Below are 16,651 nucleotides of genomic sequence, written 5' to 3' on the forward strand. Positions count from 1 at the left end.
CTTCGGGCCAAACCCGGCAGGGTTATGCCCGGTCATAGGTAAACGAGGTCAGCAGCGTCGTCACGAAATTGCTCGCCCGTTCCTTGACCAAGACCTCTGTCCATTCATCCGTGCCGCGCAGCCGCAAGTCCGTGTAAATGCTGTCCACGGCTGCCTCTTCGATACGCTTGATGTGCGTCTTGAACGAAGCCTCGCCGCCACCGTGATACATGTCCCTGATAACCATGCGGAGAATCTCCTGAATGGCGATCTGCCAGGCCGTATTGATCGACTGGATTTCCTTGATTTCGTCTGCCATTCAAGCTTCCTTTAGGATGAGTTCACGGTCGGCACGGTGTGGGGTCAGCCGGCCCGGGCGCGCCTTGCAACAAGGACGGCCGTTGCTGAGGCCCGGTCGCTGCGTTCCCTGGAAAGCCGCGCCTCGCGAAGCCGCAAGGTCTTTGCCTGTTGCGATTGGACGTCGGATTCGAGCTCCTCGACCGCCTTGTTTTTTGCGAAGAACTGGCTCTGGACATTGCCGAAGGCAATCTCCGCCCGCTGGCGGGATTTGCTGAATGTCTCTGTCATGGTTGATCCGATACTGAGGGCTCGTGAGGGCGAGCGAAAACAAAAAGGCCAGGCAGATCGCCTGGCCTTGAATGGATAACGTGCTTCCGGCAGTGCCAGTACATCCGTGGTCAAAGGAAAGCAGATATCGATTTAAGCGTTTTGGAGATTGCAAGCGGACATCTTGCCCGACTTGTTGTCACGCTCGAGATCGAAACCGATCTTCTGGCCTTCGACGAGTTCGCGCATTCCGGCGCGCTCGACGGCGGAGATGTGAACGAAGGCGTCAGCGCCGCCGTTGTCAGGCTGAATGAAGCCGAAGCCCTTGGTGGAGTTGAACCATTTAACGGTGCCAGTGGTCATGATGAACCCTTTCATAGCAATATTGAAGAACCGCAGCGCCAAGGGCGATACGGATGGTGATAGCGATTTTTGAAAGGAAGTTCGTTCAGGCCGCGGTGCCAATCGCGCGATAACCAAGCCAGCAAGCAAAATTCGATAGTCGTCATGTAATGTAACGAACGCGCGTCGTCAACCGTTAGTTTTTCATCGCCACTAGATTCAACCTTTGGATGCTCAGGCGACCTTTGCACCAAATCGGACTCTGCCGAGCGAAAAACCGCGGATCCGAAACTGCAAGAGGGCGCTTCCGAACGGGCGGGACTCCCGCGTCGCCGGACATCCCGCAGCCGTCGGCAAGCGCTGGGCCAGCCGGCGCCCCTTTATTTCCAGCGGGCGACGCCCACGGTTTCGCCGATCGCCTGGCGCAGATCGTCCAGCCCGTCACCCTTTTCCGACGAGGTGGACAGCACGCCGGGATAGGCGGCCGGGCGCTTGCGGATCTTTTCCGCGGTCTCGGCAAGCAGCTTCGGCACGGCCGGCGCCTTGATCTTGTCGGTCTTGGTCAGCACGATCTGATAGGAGACGGCCGCCTTGTCGAGCAGGTCGAGCACGTCGTCGTCGTTCTTCTTGATGCCGTGGCGGCTGTCGATCAGCACATAGACGCGCTTCAGCGTCGCGCGGCCGCGCAGATAGTCGAAAACCAGCTTGGTCCACTTGTCGACCTGCTCCTTCGGCGCCTGCGCATAACCATAGCCGGGCATGTCGACGATCGCCATCGGCGGCATGTCGCCGCTTTCGCCGGAATAACCGTCCGGAACGAAATAATTGAGCTCCTGGGTGCGCCCCGGCGTGTTCGAGGTGCGCGCCAGCCCCTTCTGGCCGACAAGCGCATTGATCAGCGACGACTTGCCGACATTGGAACGGCCGGCAAAGGCCACCTCAAGCGGCCCTTCCGGCGGCAGGAAGTTGAGCGAGGGTACGCCGCGGATGAAGATCCATGGGTGGCCGAAGAGCGGCTTTTCGGTTTCGGGCATGCGGGCTCTGCAATCTCCGGGTTCTGTCTCTTCACCGGGCTTCGTGGTTTTGAAGGGAGATGTCAAGCTTTGAGGCGGTTTGCAGCCTATTGCCAGCCGACGGTCTTACATCTCATCACGCACCCAGGCTGACAAGGTAGGCGCAAAGCATATCGGCCATTGCCTCCGAATAGGCTTCCACGTCTTTACTCTTCCGCGGCCTTTCGGAGAAATCCTTTCCGACGGTCGTCAGGGTGGTCATCATCACGTCGCCGGCGAGCGCACGGGCTGTCTCGGGGAGGGCGGGAAGCACCTCCTTCAGGAACGCCTCGATCACGGGATCGCCCGCCTGTCGCGCCTCCCGGGCTTCCGGCGCATCCCTGTAAAGGGGAGCGGCATCGCCGAGCGCCACACGGACGGCGGCTTCTTCGCACTCCGATCGAATAAAAGCCTGGACCAATCGGCGCACCCGGCGAAGCGGCGGCTCCGACCGGTCGTTGAGGATCTCGCTGAGAAGACCGGTGGTCTCGCGCCACTCGTCGCTCTGCAGCCGAAACAGGATCGCCGCCTTGTTCGGAAAATATTGGTAGAGCGACCCAACGCTGACGCCTGCTTTCTCAGCCACGCGGGCAGTGGTGAAGCGGTGCGCGCCTTGCTGTCCCAAAACCTGAACAGCGGCCTGCAGAATAGCCGAAACGAGTTCGTTCGACCGCGCCTGCTTGGGGTGCTTTCGTGAGGATATTCCGGAGCTTGGGCGATCGGCCATTTCCAGGTTCCCGGATGCGATTAGCGAATGCGACGAATTAATCGTATTTTCCCGATCGGCACAACAACTCTCTCGACAAAGGATTTGCCATGACCACGTTAACGACCGCACCGCTCGCGCCGCTGCTCGAGCATTTGTTCGAAGAGGCCGACAAGGCGACGAGCCCCGGCCTGGCGGCATTGCCGCGGGAGGAGCGGGATCGCCTCTTCCACAGCAAGACGGAATACCGCAGTTTCTACGGGCTGATAAAGGACCTGTGGCTGCCCGTGTCGCGCCAAACCGGCGAGCTGCTCTATATGCTGGCACGCGCCAGCGGAGCACGAGTGATCGTCGAGTTCGGCACGTCGTTCGGCATTTCCACGCTCTATCTCGCCGCCGCATTGCGCGATAACGGCGGCGGCTGGCTGATCACCACCGAGTTCGAGCCTGACAAGGTCGCCAGAGCGAGGCAGAACCTTGCGGCGGCAGGACTGGCCGATCTCGTCGAGTTTCGGCAGGGCGATGCGCTTGAAACCCTTGGCGCCGATCTTCCCGGCAGCATCGATCTGGTCCTGATGGACGGCGCAAAGTCGCTCTATTTGGAGATTTTGCAGATCCTGGAAGGCCGCCTCCGGCAGGGCGCGATTGTCATCGCCGACGATGTGGACGCCTGCCCGGAATACCTCGGCCACGTGCGTACGCCTGGCCGCGGCTACATGTCGACGCCGTTTTCCGAAGACATCGAACTTTCCATGCGCGCCGCCTGAAGCCGCGTCGGCGCAGGGCGGTTGTCCACGGATACGAACAGAAAAGCCCCGCCGGAGCGGGGCTTTTCTGTAGCACTTTAACCTGCTGCAATAGGCAGCTGCATCATTTCGACGGCGCCGTTTTTCGCCGGAACAGGCCCTTCAGATTGTCGAAGAGTTCGACCTTGACGCCCTGGCGCTTCATGATCACCGACTGCTGGATCACCGAGAGCGTGTTGTTCCAGGCCCAGTAGATGACCAGGCCGGCCGGGAAGCTTGCCAGCATGAACATGAACACCAGCGGCATCCAGGTGAAGATCATCGCCTGCGTCGGATCGGGCGGCGTCGGGTTCATGCGCATCTGCAGGAACATGGTGACGCCCATGATCAGCGGCCAGACGCCGAGATGCAGGATGGTCGGCGCTTCGAAGGGCAGCAGGCCGAACAGATTGACGATCGTCGTCGGATCGGGGGCCGAAAGGTCCTTGATCCAGCCGAAGAACGGCGCGTGCCGCATCTCGATGGTGATGTAGATCACCTTGTAGAGCGAGAAGAAGATCGGGATCTGCAGCGCCACCGGCCAGCAGCCGGCGATCGGGTTGATCTTCTCTTCCTTGTAGAGCTGCATCGTCGCCTGCTGCAGCCCCATGCGGTCGTCGGCGAATTTCGCCTTCAACTCCTCCATCTTCGGCTGCATGCGCTTCATGTTCGCCATCGAAGCATATTGCTTGCTGGCGAGCGGGAAGAACAGCGCCTTGACGACGATGGTGGTGCACAGGATCGCCACGCCGAAATTGCCGAAGAAGCGATAGAAGAAGTCCATCAGCTTGAACATCGGCTTGGTGATGAAATAGAACCAGCCCCAGTCGATCAGCCGGTCGAACTTCGGGATCGAATAGCTGGTCTCGTAGCCGTCGATGACGGGCACTTCCTTGGCGCCGGCGAAGACGAGGTTCTTGAGCTCGATCGATTGGCCCGGTGCAACGGTGAAGGCATCGTCCTTGTAGTCGGCCTGATAGCGCGGCTGACCATCGGCAAAATGCGAGAAGCGTGCTTCATAGGCCGATGTCTGCGGCGGAATGATCGTCGCGGCCCAGTATTTGTCGGTAATGCCAAGCCAGCCGCCGGTGGATTTCGGCGGCATGACGGCTTCTTTCTCGGCGGCGGTATATTTGGTTTCGACGAGCCCGTCATCGCCGATGACGCCGATGAAGCCTTCATGCAGCACGTAGACGGAGGGCGTCGTCGGCTTGTTGTAACGCGTCACGCGGCCGTAGGAAGACAGTGATACCGGAGCCTGGCCGGTATTTTCGACCTTGTCGGCGACGGTGAACATGTAGCGTTCGTCGACGGAAATCGTCCGCGTAAAGGTCAGGCCCTTGTCATTGGTATAGGAGAGCGTCACCGGCGTCTTGTCGGTGAGCTTGGCGCCCTCGGGCGCCGTCCAGAGCGTCGAGGCGCCGGGAACGTTGCCCGTGGCGTCGCTGCCGATATAGCCGAGCTCGGTGAAGTAACCGTCCTTGGTTTCCGCCGGGCTGAACAGGGTGATGGTTGGGCTCGAGTCGTCGACGGTCTCGTGATAGCCCTTGAGTTTCAGGTCGTCGAGCCGGGCGCCGGCGAGGTTGATCGAGCCGGAAAGCGCAGGCGTATCGATGACGACGCGCGGGTTCTTTGCCAGCGCCTGTTCGAGCGTCGCCGTGGCGACGGCCTGACCGGAGGGGGCGGTCCCACTCGTCGGGGCCGGCGCCGCGCCGTTTGCTGCGGGCTGCTGCACCTGTTCGGTCTTCTGCTGCGCCTTCTGGGCTTCCTGCGCCTTGCGCTGGGCCTCGATGCGCGGATTCATATAGAGAAACTGCCAGCCGAGGACGATCAGCACCGAGAGAGCGATCGCAATGAAGTAATTGCGGTTTTTTTCCATCATACGTTCCTGGGGCGTCCGTCTCCGGAGCGCCGGGGTTTCGGCCTGGTTTCCACGCGAAATTTCAGTTCCGCGGCCAATTCTTTGAAGGACGCCTCAAGCACGTCCCTGCGCGCGACAACCACATAGTCGTGTCCGGGCTGCATTGCAAACCCCGCATGAAGCCGCACCGCCTCTTTCAGGCGGCGGCGCATGCGGTTGCGTTCGACTGCGTTGCCATGTTTTTTGGTGACTGTAAATCCGACGCGGGCTTGGCTGTCGGGTTCCTTCCGGTCGAGGACTTCGAGAAGGAAGAGGCCGCCGCGGCGTTTTTCGCCCTCGCGCACGGCAAGAAACTGCGGGCGGCTTTTCAGCCGCCCGACAGCGTGTTTTTCTTTTTTGGTCGTCAATTCGCCCGCCATCTCTTTTCGGGCAACCCGGCCTTAAGCCGAAAGACGCTTGCGGCCCTGCGCGCGGCGGCCGGCGATGACCTTGCGGCCACCCTTGGTAGACATGCGCGCACGGAAGCCGTGGCGACGCTTGCGAACAAGCTTGGATGGTTGGTAGGTACGCTTCATTTATTTAAACACCGCGGAGTGCGGCCCTTCTTGAATTTGCATAATGCAAGGAGCGTTATTTTTCGAACGGGCGGGCCATAAAAGGCTGAGTGACCGGACGTGCGGCGGCTTATAGGGATGAAGCCGGTGAAAGTCAATTATACCGGATAATTTCACAGCAAGCGCCGGCTTGGTAAGTATTTTCGCACTCCGGTATTAATAAACTCGATCTGCGCCGCGTGGTTGTGATTTGTCGGCGCGGCAGATCGATGGCCCCGGTTTCCAGGGCTTTGTGCGTCCAGGCCTCTGGTCCACATGGATAATTTCTCCAGCCATAATCGTAAATATTGGAAATCTAACTTTAATAAATTTCGCCGATATTCCGATCATCGGCTGGAATTTGCTTTCCAGGCAGTGGCGTAGCTCAGGAGACAGTGCATTGAAGATCCGCGGCAAAATTAATCTGCTGGTATGCGTGATGGGCGCGGTGGCGCTTTTGATCGGCGCAACGGCGCTCTCGGCCATGCACGAATACAATCGCAACCTGACGGCTTACGAGCAGGCTGCCGCCCGCGCCTATGCCGGCGAACGCCTCAACCGCTTCGTCACGGCGGTGGTCATGGAAGCGCGCGGCATCTATGCGGCCAAGACGATTAAAGACACCCCGAACTTCGCCAAGGGCCTGCTGGCCGGCCTCGACGAGATCGACAAGGTCATCGCGGGCTGGGCGCCGCTGGTTCCGGAAGACGAGAAGGGCGATTTCGCCAAGCTCGTCGCCCGCGCTGCGGAATTCCGCACCTTCCGTATGGAGACTGCCCGTCTCGGCACCGAAGTCGGCCCCGAGGCCGCCAGCGCCCAGGGCAACAATGACGCCAACCGCGCCAACCGCAAGGCGTTCCAGGCCGAAATCGACGCGGTCGTCGCCACCGACAAGGCAGCGCTCGAAACCGTCAACACCGAGATCGAAAGCTTCCGGACCTGGGTACTGATGCTCGTCCTCAGCATCACCGGCATCGGCATCGCGGTCGGCATCGGCATGGGCTTCTATATCGGCACCAGCCATCTGAGCCGCCCGATCAAGCGCGTCACCCGGGCGATCAACGAGGTCGCCAGCGGCAATTTCGAAGCCGAGGTCCCCTTTGCCGGGCGCCAGGATGAAATCGGCGAGATGGCCGCAGCCGTTGCGGTCTTCAAGGCCAACGGCCTTGCCGTCCAGCGCCTGAATGCCCAGGAGACGGCGATGCGCGCCAAGAGCGACGACCTGCAGTCGAGCATGTCCGTCGTCGTGGCTGCGGCTGCGGCCGGCGACTTTGGCCATCGCATCAGCAAGGACTACGAGGACGAGAACCTCAACCGCTTCGCCGGCAACATCAACACGCTGTTGTCGAGCGTCGATGCCGGCATCGGCGAGACCCGCCGCGTCATTGCAAGCCTTGCCGATGGCGACCTCACCCAGACGATGAACGGCAGTTTCCAGGGCGCCTTCGCCGAGCTGCAGCAGAACGTCAACAACACCTTCGTCACCCTGCAGGCGACCATGCGCGAAGTGCGCCAGACGACGGAAGCAATGAACGGCAACACCGCCGAACTGCGCAATGCCAGCGACGACCTGTCGAAGCGCACCGAGCAGCAGGCCGCCGCCCTCGAACAGACTTCGGCGGCACTCGATCAGATCACCGCCGTCGTTCAGAATTCCACCGAGCGGGCGCATGAAGCCACCATCATGGTGTCGGAAGCCAAGGACAAGTCAGGCGCATCAGGCGTCGTCGTCGGCAATGCCGTCGAGGCCATGGGCCGCATCGAGCAGGCATCGCGCGAAATCAGCCAGATCATCAACGTCATCGATGAGATCGCCTTCCAGACCAACCTGCTGGCGCTGAACGCCGGCGTCGAGGCGGCACGCGCCGGCGAGGCCGGCAAGGGCTTTGCGGTTGTGGCACAGGAAGTGCGCGAGCTCGCCCAGCGTTCGGCAAAGGCTGCCAAGGACATCAAGGCGCTGATCACCAAATCGGGCAACGAGGTGCAGGTCGGCGTCAAGCTCGTCCAGGCGACCGGCGAGGCTCTGGCTGAAATCGGCACCCGCGTCATTGCCATCAACGATCATATCCATTCGATCGCCACGGCTGCGACCGAACAGTCGACCGGCCTCAAGGAAGTCAATACCGCCGTCAACCAGATGGACCAGGTCACCCAGCAGAACGCCGCGATGGTCGAAGAGACCTCCGCCGCCACGCACAGGCTTTCGGCCGAAGCCGGCGGGCTGGTCCGCCTCATCTCCCGCTTCAAGCTGTCGGATGATGCGCCGGCACCGGTGGCGCTTGTGCGCAACGAGCCGCAACGGCCGGTCGCCTCGCCCGCCCGCCGGGCGATCGCCAAGGTCGCCCGCGCCTTCGGCGGCAACGCGGCCGCTGCCGAACAGAGCTGGGAAGAGTTCTGATCCCGACCGATCGGATAATCTACGCGGCAGCCCCTCATCCGGCTGCCGCCACCTTCTCCCCGCGCGCGGGGAGAAGGGAATATGCCGCAACCTCTCCGTCCCTCGCCAACGTCGCGCTAGGCACGTCCCCTCGCCCCGTTTACGGGGAGAGGGTTAGGGTGAGGGGCAGCCCTCATCGCGAGCTGGACGGCCGAGTGATTCAATGAGCCCGACGCCGCCTCCGGGCGGCGTTTTCTTGTGGCGACATGACGCTGCTCGCAAAGATTTGAAAGCGGAGGCTTTTGGTCTAATATAGAACTCGAGGGCGGCTGAAGTGCTGCCGATCGGGCGAGACGAAAATGCCGGTACAAGATCAGGGCGACAATCCATCGGCGGAGCTTCCCGCAGCCGGCGAGACCGCAAGGGCGCCGTGCCCGTCTGCTGGCATGTTCGGCGGCATGTTCGGCGGATTGTCGGGCAAGCTGCTCTGGCTCACTGTTTTCTTTATCATGCTCGCCGAAATTCTGATCTTCATCCCCTCGGTCGCCAGCATGCGCATCCGCTGGCTGGAGGAAAGGCTGAACACGGCCGCCGCCGCCGCCATCGTCATCGATGGGCTGCAGCCGGTCGAGCTGCCGCGTGCGCTGCAGAAGGAGACGCTGGAGGCGACCGGCACCAAGGCGATCGTGCTGCGCAAGGACGGCACGTCGCGGCTCTTGGCGACGACGGATATGCCGACCTCGGTCGATGAAGCCTATGATCTGACCGACGTGCCGCCGGCAACGGCGATGCGCGATGCGCTCGACACCTTGATCTTCGGCGGCAGCCGGATGATCCGTGTCTACGGCCCCGTCGGCGACACCAATACCGGCGTTGAGGTGGTGATGAAGGACAAGCAGCTGCGCACGGCGATGTTTGCCTATTCCCGCAACGTTCTCCTGCTGTCGGTGCTGATCGCGCTGTTCACCGCGACGCTGATCTTCTTTGCGATCAACCGCATCCTGATCGGCCCGATCCGCCGGCTGACCGGCAGCATGCAGCAATTCTCCTCCGATCCGGAGAACCCCGCCCACATTTATATCGGCGACGGCGGCCGCGACGAACTGGCGGTCGCCGGCCGCAATCTCACCTCGATGCAGATGGAGCTGCAGAAGACGCTGAAGCAGCAGAAGAACCTCGCCGCTCTCGGCCTCGCCGTCTCCAAGATCAATCACGACATGCGCAATATCCTGGCCTCGGCGCAGCTGATGTCGGACCGGCTGGTCGATGTCGATGATCCGATGGTCAAGAGCTTCGCCCCGAAGCTGCTGCGCACCATCGACCGCGCCGTCGGTTATACCACCGAGGTGCTGTCCTACGGCAAGGCGAGCGAATCGGCCCCGCGCCGCCGCCATGTCCTGCTTTTGGAACTCACCCAGGACGTCAAGGACATGCTGGCGATCGATCCGCAAAGCGGCATCGAATTCACCGAGCAGATTGGCGCCGATCTCAAGGTCGATGCCGATGGTGAGCAACTGTTCCGGGTCATCCACAATCTCTGCCGCAACGCGCTGCAGGCGCTGACGGCGCCGGGCGAGGGTGCCCCGGGTACGGTCAGGCGCATCACCGTCGCCGCCCAGCGCGTCGGCAGTGTCGTCAGCATCACCGTGGATGATACCGGCCCCGGTATGCCGCTGAAGGCGCGCCAGAACCTGTTTGCTGCCTTTCGCGGCTCCGCCCGCTCCGGCGGCACCGGCCTTGGCCTGACGATCGCCCGCGAGCTGGTGCTCGCCCATGGCGGCACGATCGCGCTTGTGGAAAAGCCGACGGTGGGAACCCAGTTCCGCATCGAGATCCCCGATCGCCCGGTTTCGCTGGAGGATTACCGTAGCCGGACGCACAGCGAAAAGTGACGGGCTTCCGAAAGCCGCGGCCGCAAATTATGAAACGCGCGATTTTTTCCGAAATGCTCTTGCATTGTCCCGAAGGACGCTTTAGAGGATCGCCCACGCAAGCGGCACCGCCGCTTCTGCCACGCACCCGTAGCTCAGCTGGATAGAGCACCAGACTACGAATCTGGGGGTCAGGAGTTCGAATCTCTTCGGGTGCGCCACTTCCTCTTTTTCATTGCAAGACTATGTTAAGGCCTTGAACGGGAAGCTCAAATCCGCCGTTCTAAATCCTTCATTCCGCTTATACCTTAGCCTATCGGCGAAGGTTAGTTTCAGCATCGCGCGGCGATTTTCCAATCTTGGCGGTACCGCCGCGATATGGCAGAATGAACACATGAAGAACAATGTAGATATTTCCGACGATCTTAGCCGTCGCATCGACATGCTGGCAGAGCGTTCAAACTTGACACGCAGCCAGATTATCGAAGACGCGCTTTCCCATGGTCGCTCTCTTGCGTGGCAGGAAAAATGGATCGCGGGCGTTCAGGCGGGGATCGAAGACGCCGACAGAGGCAACTTCGCCACGGATGAAGAAATTGCTGCCGTACTGAACAAATACAGTCAGGCATAACAGCCCCGTGCGCCTTGTCTGGACGAAACGCTGTCTCAAAGAGCTTGCAGACATCAACGATTACATCGGCGAGAGAAACCCGCGCGCTGCAGCGCGCGTCGTCAATGGCATTCATTCAAAGACGGAGAAGCTTTTATCCGCCAATCCCTTCTTAGGGCGTGCCGGCGAAATCAGAGGAACACGCGAGCTTGTCATTCCGGCAACGCCTTACATCGTTGCTTACCGCGTTCGAGACGACCATATCGAAGTTCTGTTTGTCCAGCACGGCGCGCGTGAGTGGCCGGACGAGGTCTAATCGTCCTGGCAATGCGCCGACGAAATCAGCGTTCGACGCTTCACCCCCGCCATCAAATGATATCGTACTTCCCTGGTGCCTCGAAGGAGCTATGTCCGGGAAGAAAAAGCTGATGCGAAGCGAGGAAGTTTGCCGTGGCAATTTCAGAATTATGGACGGTCTCCAACCGACATCAATTTCCCTTGCCGGATTTTCAGAACGGGGATGAAATCAGGTTTCCCGGCGCTTTGGTGTCGGCATTGCTTGATCGGTTTACAAAATCAGGAGACGCCGTCTTCGATCCCTTTGTCGGCTTGGGGACGACTTTCTTTGTCTGCGAGCAGAGGGGCAGAATCCCCTATGGGATAGAAGCCGACCGGCAGAGATATGAATGGGTCAAGCAACGCATCACGACAAAGCATCATCTGGTCTGCGGTGATAGCGCAGAGCTGGCAGCCTTCGATTTTCCCGAGATGGATTTCTGCATCACATCCCCGCCATACATGCCTCATTGGCATAAATGGAACCCGCTTTACAACGGCGATGCGGATTATGACGGCTATGACATCTATCTGAAAAGAATGCAGGAAATATACGGCCGGATCTGCAAACGCATGAAGACGAACGCTTACCTTGTCGTTCAGGCCGACAATCTGACCAACGAACAATTCTCTCCCCTTGTCTGGGATCTGGGAAGAGCTTTGTCGGAGGTCATGATGCTTGAAGGGGAAATTGTGGTGAATTGGTCTGAAGCGGTGGACAACGGCAACCGATTCACACAGTGCCTCGTGTTCAAGAATGCAAGCGGATGAAAAGTTCGCCGCGATAGCCGCTACAGTCTGTGCCCCCAAGGCAGCGAAGCGAAAAACTATTGCTCGGCCGGGAAGTCCCTTTCATAGGCTTCCCTTTCTTCCTTCCCAGAGGCGGATGAGTAATAGCCACTGCAGATCAGATAAGAGCACTCATCCGGGTCGCCCATTTCCCATCCCGGCAGGCAGGTTACCACGCGCCGGAATTTTTCATTGCAAAGGCCGTGGTTTGCCAAGAGCCGCGGCTCGTTTCCGAAATACGCGCTTATGGCTTTCTGGCGAGTCCATGCAGGAACGACTTTCCAATCAGCGGCGCCGCCCTCAGCGCTGACATTGCCGGTCGCACAGAGCGACCAGTTGGAAATCACGATCGGCTGATCGCAGGCAAAAGTCTGGACGGTGCTTCCCAGCAGGATCGAAACCAGTGCCAGCAACCGCTGGCCATAGATCATCGCGCCCTTCTCCCTCACGCCGAACTTTCGCATTCTGGCCTCCAACCGTGTGCAATTGCCTGTCCCTGATGGGATCAGGCGATCTCAAAAGACGCCCTAAGATTTTTTTCCTAGTTCATGAAACGTTCTTACGCTGGATTGCTCGCCGTTGCAACCATGGAATGTTGAATGTCGAAGAATATTGTGGCGATAGGTGATGCGGACGCTCGGGCCGGTTTTTCCGACCGCACGCGTGAGAGAACGACAAAAGCCGCACCAATGCCAAAAAGCCGCCGGCTCGTGCCTCTCGGTGGAGGCGTCACGCCCAACAGAGTCCAAATGCCCTGGCGCTACTCCTTGATTGGGATTCCGGCTTCGATTGCAGCTTCGATAAAGGCCTGCCGCGCTTCTTCCCGGTTTCGTTTGCCCGACATGACATCGGCGCAAACCGCGCACGCCCGATCGAGAGCCGGACCCTCCTCGGTCGGCCAGTCTTCGACCAGCGCCCATGTTGCGGCCTGGGTCGTCTGGATCACCACCCATTGATCCGGGCCTTCAAGGGCTAACGTCACCGGCTTCTTCCAAATGGTTTGCATTGTCTGAGGACCTCCGCTGCATCTTCTCTGCCGCCTCCTCACATAAGGCGGTTTATCCCGCATGGCGAGGCGACGGCTTGCACGAGATGCTTTTTCCAGCAAAGCCGATTGCAGGCCTATGCGGCTCCTCTCAGAAATCCTGGGTGAATTCGCACGCCAGCAATGTTTTGCCTGGCAAGGCGTCCCCTTGGCGGGCGACAATCCGGACTTTTCCGGGGCCGGCAAGTCCCGGTTCGGGCTGCTGATCGGCGGCAAGCTCGCGCGAATAGCCCTTGGTGGATGTTCCAAGCAGGTCCGAACTCTCCGGCTTCAACCGGTATTTTTTCGCCAGATCGTCAGCGCGTTGGCCCTCGACCAGAATTCCGACCGCATTACTGGCAAAGAAAACCTCTGTCGACTTGAAGCCGTCGCGGCCGATCTGGCTCGGGATCTTGTAGATCGCCGCACCGAGCGACGAGGTGTCCGGCTTGGCCAGAGCTTCCGCGGCATCATAAATCTCCGTTGCCGATGTCATCGAATAGGGTGGTTTGCACAGGGCCGCGTCGAAGAACTTGTCATTGGCCGAAGCGGCCATGACCTGTTCGGCCTGAAATGTCTGAAAAGCAACGCATAGCGAGAAGGCAGCGGTGCGAATGAATTTGGCGTTATGCATGAAATATTCCCAAGAGTGGCAGCAGCGGGGCCGCGTTCGATTAAGTCCGGATGCTTAGGGGATTCGGAACGGCATTGCCACCTTAAGTTTAGGTTTCGGTCTTTTCGAAAGTGCTGCGAGATGTTTAATTGCAGCTCGCTGTCCGAGACAGAGCATCACAGTCCCTTACGACGGCGGGAGAGCCATGATCGCAGCCTATATCGACGAAATCATCATGTTTTGCGCCGGCCTGTGGATGACCTCGGTGGGCTTTGGCTATCTGCCGCTGCCCGGCTACTCGGCCAACCCGCCTCTGGTTCGTCACTTCAAGTGGATGGGCCCCATGCTGCTCGTCATCGCCATCGTATTGGCGGCCGCCTCATAGGCTCGCCATCTTGGAGGCCTGGGAAGAGCCCTTGAGGTTGCGTCCTTGGCGGCTCGCCAAGCAATATATGCTGGCCTGCATGTCGTGCGAATTGTCCAGCAAAAAGCTCTTCACTCACTCGGGGCAGGTGATAACATTCGCCTATGCCGACACCAAAGACCCAACCGCTCGATATTGACGCGCATTTGCAAGCGCGTCTTGGCCTCCTTGCCAAAAAGCAAGGCGCTTCGCTTGCAGATTTTGCCGAAAGCGTGCTGCGTTCCTATGCCGATGAAGCGGAGCGCGCGACTAGCGAACAGGCTGAGGATGAAGGGCGCTGGCAGCGGTATCTGGAAGCCGGAGTTTCGGTGCCATTCGAGACAGTCCGGGCCAAACTGCGCGGTTTTGCCGCCGAAGCCGCCCGTAAAGCGGACCCATGGTGAAATTCGTTTTCCTGCCGGAGGCAGAAGGCTCTAGTCGACCGACAGCCGCGCCGCGCACCAATGCCATACCGCATCGACCGCCTTTCGCGGCGATGATGTGCGTTTGCGGATAAGGAAGTAGTCGGGTTCGATGAGCGTCGTCGCATCGATCACCTGCACCAGCCGCCCCGCCTCGAGATCGGCCGCCACGAACGCCCGGCACGCCAAGGCGACGCCCTGGCCGGCGAGGGCGGCATCCAGCGCCAGCGTGGTGTGGTTGAACACCGCACCCGGCAGCTTCTCGCGCGATCGCAGCACGAGCGGCCAGGGACTGACGGCGTCATGCAGAAGCGGCAGCTTGCGAAGCGCGTCGGCCGTCAACGGAAGGGGCAGGCCCTTGACCAGGTATGGGCTGGCGACGGCGACGAGTTCCTGGCGGAACAGCAGCCTTGCCTCCAGCGAGGCCGGAAAAGGCCCGCGGGTGAGCCGCACCGCAATGTCCACCTGATCGCGGTCGAAGTCGGACAGCGCCTCGGTGGCGACCGTCCGCAGTTCCACATCAGGGAGGGCGGTTTTGAACTCTGCGAGGCGCGGGATCAGCAGCTTGGCGGCGACCGTCGGGGTGACGCTGATCGTCACGGCGTCCGGCCGCGCGAGAAGCCGCCCGGTCGCTTCACCGAGCGTATCGAAGGCGCGGGTCACATCCGCCAGATAGGCAGCACCCTGCGGGGTCAGAGCCAGGCCGCGCGGCAGGCGCTGAAACAACATCAGGCCGAGTTGATCTTCCAGCGCGCGCACCTGCTGGGCGACCGCACCCTGCGACACCCCCAGCTCCTCGGCGGCGGCGCGGAAATTCAACCGGCGGCCCGAGACTTCGAAGGCGCGAAGCGCATTCAGCGGCGGCAGCTTGCGGCGGGGTTGGACCATTGAGATTTCCGGATATTCCAGTAGAATTTCTACAGTCTGACACGTTTCTTTCTGACGCGAAAGCCGGCGCTGTCTCTGTCATAATGCTTCGCAAATCAATCGTTGGAGGCTCCGATGTCTACAGAAAAAGTCGCTCTCATTACCGCAGGCGGTTCCGGCATGGGTGCTGCCGCTGCAAGGAAACTGGCTGCGGATGGCTATCGCATTGCTGTGCTCTCCTCATCGGGCAAGGGCGAAGCGCTCGCCAAAGAATTGGGCGGGGTCGGCGTCACCGGCTCGAACCTGGTGAATGACGATGTGAAGCGGCTCGTCGACCTGGCGATGGAGAGATGGGGGCGGATCGACGCGCTGGTCAATTCCGCCGGCCACGGGCCGCGCGCCCCGATCCTCGAGATCACCGACGAGGACTGGCACAAGGGCATGGAGGTCTATTTCCTCAGCGCCGTACGGCCGATCCGGCTGGTCGCGCCGATCATGGAGGCTCAAGGGGGCGGCGCCATCGTCAATATCTCGACGGCATGGGCTTTCGAGCCATCGGCGATGTTCCCCACCTCGGCCTTCGCCAGAGCCGGACTGGCGAGCTTCACCAAGATTTTCGCCGACACCTATGCGGCGAAGAACATCCGCATGAACAATGTCCTGCCCGGCTGGATCGACAGCCTGCCCGCGGCCGACGAGCGGCGCGACAGCGTGCCGATGGGCCGCTATGGCACGGCCGAGGAAATCGCCGCAACGGTCGCCTTCCTGCTGTCGGAGGGCGCCGGCTACATCACCGGCCAGAACATCCGCGTCGACGGCGGCATTACCCGCTCCGTTTGACGCCATGGAGACCGATGATGAAGCGGTGCCGTTGAACCCCGCAGATATAGACGCGTCGGCATGGCGTGCGCTGGAAACGGCGGCATCGAGCCGGCAGTCGGGTTTCCGGTTCTTGAACCTCTGCTCCGTGGATGCGGAGCAGAGGCCGCAGGCGCGCATGGTGGTCCTGCGGCGCGCCGACGGGTCATTGCGGGTTCTGGAATTTCACACCGATACCCGCAGCCCGAAATGGCGGGAGCTTTCGGCAAATCCCCATGCCACCGTCCTCGGATTCTGCCCGCAGACACGGCTGCAGTTTCGCCTTCCGGGAACGGTCGAGCTGCATGCCCCCGGCAGCGATCGGGCAAACGCCGCCTGGGAGAAGCTCTCCTTCTGGACGCGGACGACCTATACCGGCGGTCCGCCCGGGGACGAGTGTGGTTTTAACGTCACCGACGAGGCGGCTCTTCCAAAGCCTGCGGATGAGGCGGAGGGAAAGCTGCACTTCGGCCTGTTGATTTTTCGTGCCCGGACACTGGATTGGTTCCAGTTGCGCAGGCAGGGCAATCGAAGGGCGCTGTCGACCTATGACGAGACGGGCGCTCTTGCGGCCTGCCGATGGGTCAATCCATGAT

22 protein-coding genes and 1 tRNA gene are annotated in these 16,651 nt (G+C 60.7%); 11 read left to right on the plus strand and 12 right to left on the minus strand.

What is annotated here, in order from left to right:
• Window positions 1-22: 22 nt before the first annotated feature.
• The 5 genes from CO657_RS00385 to CO657_RS00405 form a co-directional block, all read right to left on the minus strand.
• The gene (locus CO657_RS00385; RefSeq protein WP_003588919.1) at window positions 23-298 is read right to left on the minus strand and encodes a hypothetical protein; all 276 of its coding nucleotides are present in this window, start codon (window positions 296-298) and stop codon (window positions 23-25) included.
• Window positions 299-342: 44 nt separating this feature from the next.
• The gene (locus CO657_RS00390) at window positions 343-567 is read right to left on the minus strand and encodes a hypothetical protein (protein ID WP_054182010.1); all 225 of its coding nucleotides are present in this window, start codon (window positions 565-567) and stop codon (window positions 343-345) included.
• 132 nt (window positions 568-699) lie between these two features.
• The gene (locus CO657_RS00395; RefSeq protein ID WP_003588915.1) at window positions 700-909 is read right to left on the minus strand and encodes a cold-shock protein; all 210 of its coding nucleotides are present in this window, start codon (window positions 907-909) and stop codon (window positions 700-702) included.
• A gap of 359 nt (window positions 910-1,268) precedes the next feature.
• Window positions 1,269-1,922: a ribosome biogenesis GTP-binding protein YihA/YsxC gene (yihA, locus tag CO657_RS00400; RefSeq protein ID WP_003588913.1), complete on the minus strand. Its 654-nt coding sequence runs from the start codon at window positions 1,920-1,922 to the stop codon at window positions 1,269-1,271.
• Between the two features lie 115 nt (window positions 1,923-2,037).
• Complete coding sequence (locus tag CO657_RS00405; RefSeq protein WP_054182009.1) at window positions 2,038-2,667, minus strand: TetR/AcrR family transcriptional regulator; 630 nt, start codon at window positions 2,665-2,667, stop codon at window positions 2,038-2,040.
• Window positions 2,668-2,756: 89 nt separating this feature from the next.
• On the opposite strand from CO657_RS00405, the gene CO657_RS00410 reads away from it, so the two are divergent.
• Complete coding sequence (locus CO657_RS00410; RefSeq protein WP_054182008.1) at window positions 2,757-3,413, plus strand: O-methyltransferase; 657 nt, start codon at window positions 2,757-2,759, stop codon at window positions 3,411-3,413.
• 103 nt (window positions 3,414-3,516) lie between these two features.
• On the opposite strand, the gene yidC is transcribed toward CO657_RS00410, so the two are convergent.
• The 3 genes from yidC to rpmH are packed head-to-tail and all read right to left on the minus strand — an operon-like array spanning window position 3,517 to window position 5,867.
• Window positions 3,517-5,310, minus strand: coding sequence for a membrane protein insertase YidC (gene yidC / locus CO657_RS00415; RefSeq protein ID WP_012556422.1), 1,794 nt, complete (start codon window positions 5,308-5,310; stop codon window positions 3,517-3,519).
• Window positions 5,310-5,711, minus strand: a complete 402-nt coding sequence (rnpA, locus tag CO657_RS00420; RefSeq protein ID WP_003588909.1) for a ribonuclease P protein component — start codon at window positions 5,709-5,711, stop codon at window positions 5,310-5,312. The genes yidC and rnpA overlap by 1 nt, the downstream gene beginning before the upstream one ends.
• 21 nt (window positions 5,712-5,732) lie before the next feature.
• Window positions 5,733-5,867 carry a 50S ribosomal protein L34 gene (gene rpmH / locus CO657_RS00425; RefSeq protein WP_003570740.1) on the minus strand — a complete coding sequence of 45 codons (135 nt, stop codon included), beginning with the start codon at window positions 5,865-5,867 and terminating at the stop codon, window positions 5,733-5,735.
• 418 nt (window positions 5,868-6,285) lie between these two features.
• Between rpmH and CO657_RS00430 the strand changes: the two genes are divergently transcribed.
• From CO657_RS00430 to CO657_RS00455, 6 genes are all read left to right on the plus strand, one after another.
• On the plus strand, window positions 6,286-8,283 hold the full coding sequence (locus tag CO657_RS00430) for a methyl-accepting chemotaxis protein (RefSeq protein ID WP_003588906.1): 1,998 nt from the start codon (window positions 6,286-6,288) through the stop codon (window positions 8,281-8,283).
• Window positions 8,284-8,621: 338 nt separating this feature from the next.
• Window positions 8,622-10,154: an ATP-binding protein gene (locus tag CO657_RS00435; RefSeq protein WP_054182007.1), complete on the plus strand. Its 1,533-nt coding sequence runs from the start codon at window positions 8,622-8,624 to the stop codon at window positions 10,152-10,154.
• 123 nt (window positions 10,155-10,277) lie between these two features.
• Window positions 10,278-10,354, plus strand: a tRNA-Arg gene (locus CO657_RS00440).
• A gap of 173 nt (window positions 10,355-10,527) precedes the next feature.
• Window positions 10,528-10,764, plus strand: coding sequence for a CopG family ribbon-helix-helix protein (locus tag CO657_RS00445; protein WP_003588902.1), 237 nt, complete (start codon window positions 10,528-10,530; stop codon window positions 10,762-10,764).
• 7 nt (window positions 10,765-10,771) lie between these two features.
• Window positions 10,772-11,059 carry a type II toxin-antitoxin system RelE/ParE family toxin gene (locus CO657_RS00450; protein ID WP_054182006.1) on the plus strand — a complete coding sequence of 96 codons (288 nt, stop codon included), beginning with the start codon at window positions 10,772-10,774 and terminating at the stop codon, window positions 11,057-11,059.
• Window positions 11,060-11,193: 134 nt separating this feature from the next.
• A complete protein-coding gene (locus tag CO657_RS00455) occupies window positions 11,194-11,850 on the plus strand; it encodes a DNA methyltransferase (RefSeq protein WP_054182005.1) in 657 nt (218 codons plus the stop codon).
• A gap of 56 nt (window positions 11,851-11,906) precedes the next feature.
• On the opposite strand, the gene CO657_RS00460 is transcribed toward CO657_RS00455, so the two are convergent.
• From CO657_RS00460 to CO657_RS00470, 3 genes are all read right to left on the minus strand, one after another.
• The gene (locus CO657_RS00460) at window positions 11,907-12,332 is read right to left on the minus strand and encodes a hypothetical protein (protein ID WP_054182004.1); all 426 of its coding nucleotides are present in this window, start codon (window positions 12,330-12,332) and stop codon (window positions 11,907-11,909) included.
• A 296-nt stretch (window positions 12,333-12,628) separates the two neighbouring features.
• Window positions 12,629-12,874: a DUF982 domain-containing protein gene (locus tag CO657_RS00465; protein ID WP_003588894.1), complete on the minus strand. Its 246-nt coding sequence runs from the start codon at window positions 12,872-12,874 to the stop codon at window positions 12,629-12,631.
• Window positions 12,875-13,004: 130 nt separating this feature from the next.
• Window positions 13,005-13,526 (minus strand): hypothetical protein, encoded by a 522-nt coding sequence (locus CO657_RS00470; RefSeq protein ID WP_054182003.1) that lies wholly within the window; start codon window positions 13,524-13,526, stop codon window positions 13,005-13,007.
• A 184-nt stretch (window positions 13,527-13,710) separates the two neighbouring features.
• On the opposite strand from CO657_RS00470, the gene CO657_RS00475 reads away from it, so the two are divergent.
• Both CO657_RS00475 and CO657_RS00480 read left to right on the plus strand, forming a co-directional pair.
• Window positions 13,711-13,890 carry a hypothetical protein gene (locus CO657_RS00475; protein ID WP_049730639.1) on the plus strand — a complete coding sequence of 60 codons (180 nt, stop codon included), beginning with the start codon at window positions 13,711-13,713 and terminating at the stop codon, window positions 13,888-13,890.
• A 143-nt stretch (window positions 13,891-14,033) separates the two neighbouring features.
• Window positions 14,034-14,312, plus strand: coding sequence for a hypothetical protein (locus CO657_RS00480; protein ID WP_054182002.1), 279 nt, complete (start codon window positions 14,034-14,036; stop codon window positions 14,310-14,312).
• Window positions 14,313-14,342: 30 nt separating this feature from the next.
• Here the strand turns inward: CO657_RS00480 and CO657_RS00485 are convergent, their stop codons facing one another.
• Entirely contained in the window at window positions 14,343-15,218 is an 876-nt protein-coding gene (locus tag CO657_RS00485; RefSeq protein ID WP_054182001.1) for a LysR substrate-binding domain-containing protein, read from the minus strand.
• A 114-nt stretch (window positions 15,219-15,332) separates the two neighbouring features.
• Between CO657_RS00485 and CO657_RS00490 the strand changes: the two genes are divergently transcribed.
• Window positions 15,333-16,037 carry an SDR family oxidoreductase gene (locus CO657_RS00490; protein ID WP_054182000.1) on the plus strand — a complete coding sequence of 235 codons (705 nt, stop codon included), beginning with the start codon at window positions 15,333-15,335 and terminating at the stop codon, window positions 16,035-16,037.
• Window positions 16,038-16,041: 4 nt separating this feature from the next.
• Window positions 16,042-16,650, plus strand: a complete 609-nt coding sequence (locus CO657_RS00495; RefSeq protein ID WP_082366247.1) for a pyridoxamine 5'-phosphate oxidase family protein — start codon at window positions 16,042-16,044, stop codon at window positions 16,648-16,650.
• The last annotated feature ends 1 nt before the right edge of the window (window position 16,651 follow it).

This window comes from Rhizobium acidisoli, assembly GCF_002531755.2.
GTDB lineage: Bacteria > Pseudomonadota > Alphaproteobacteria > Rhizobiales > Rhizobiaceae > Rhizobium > Rhizobium acidisoli.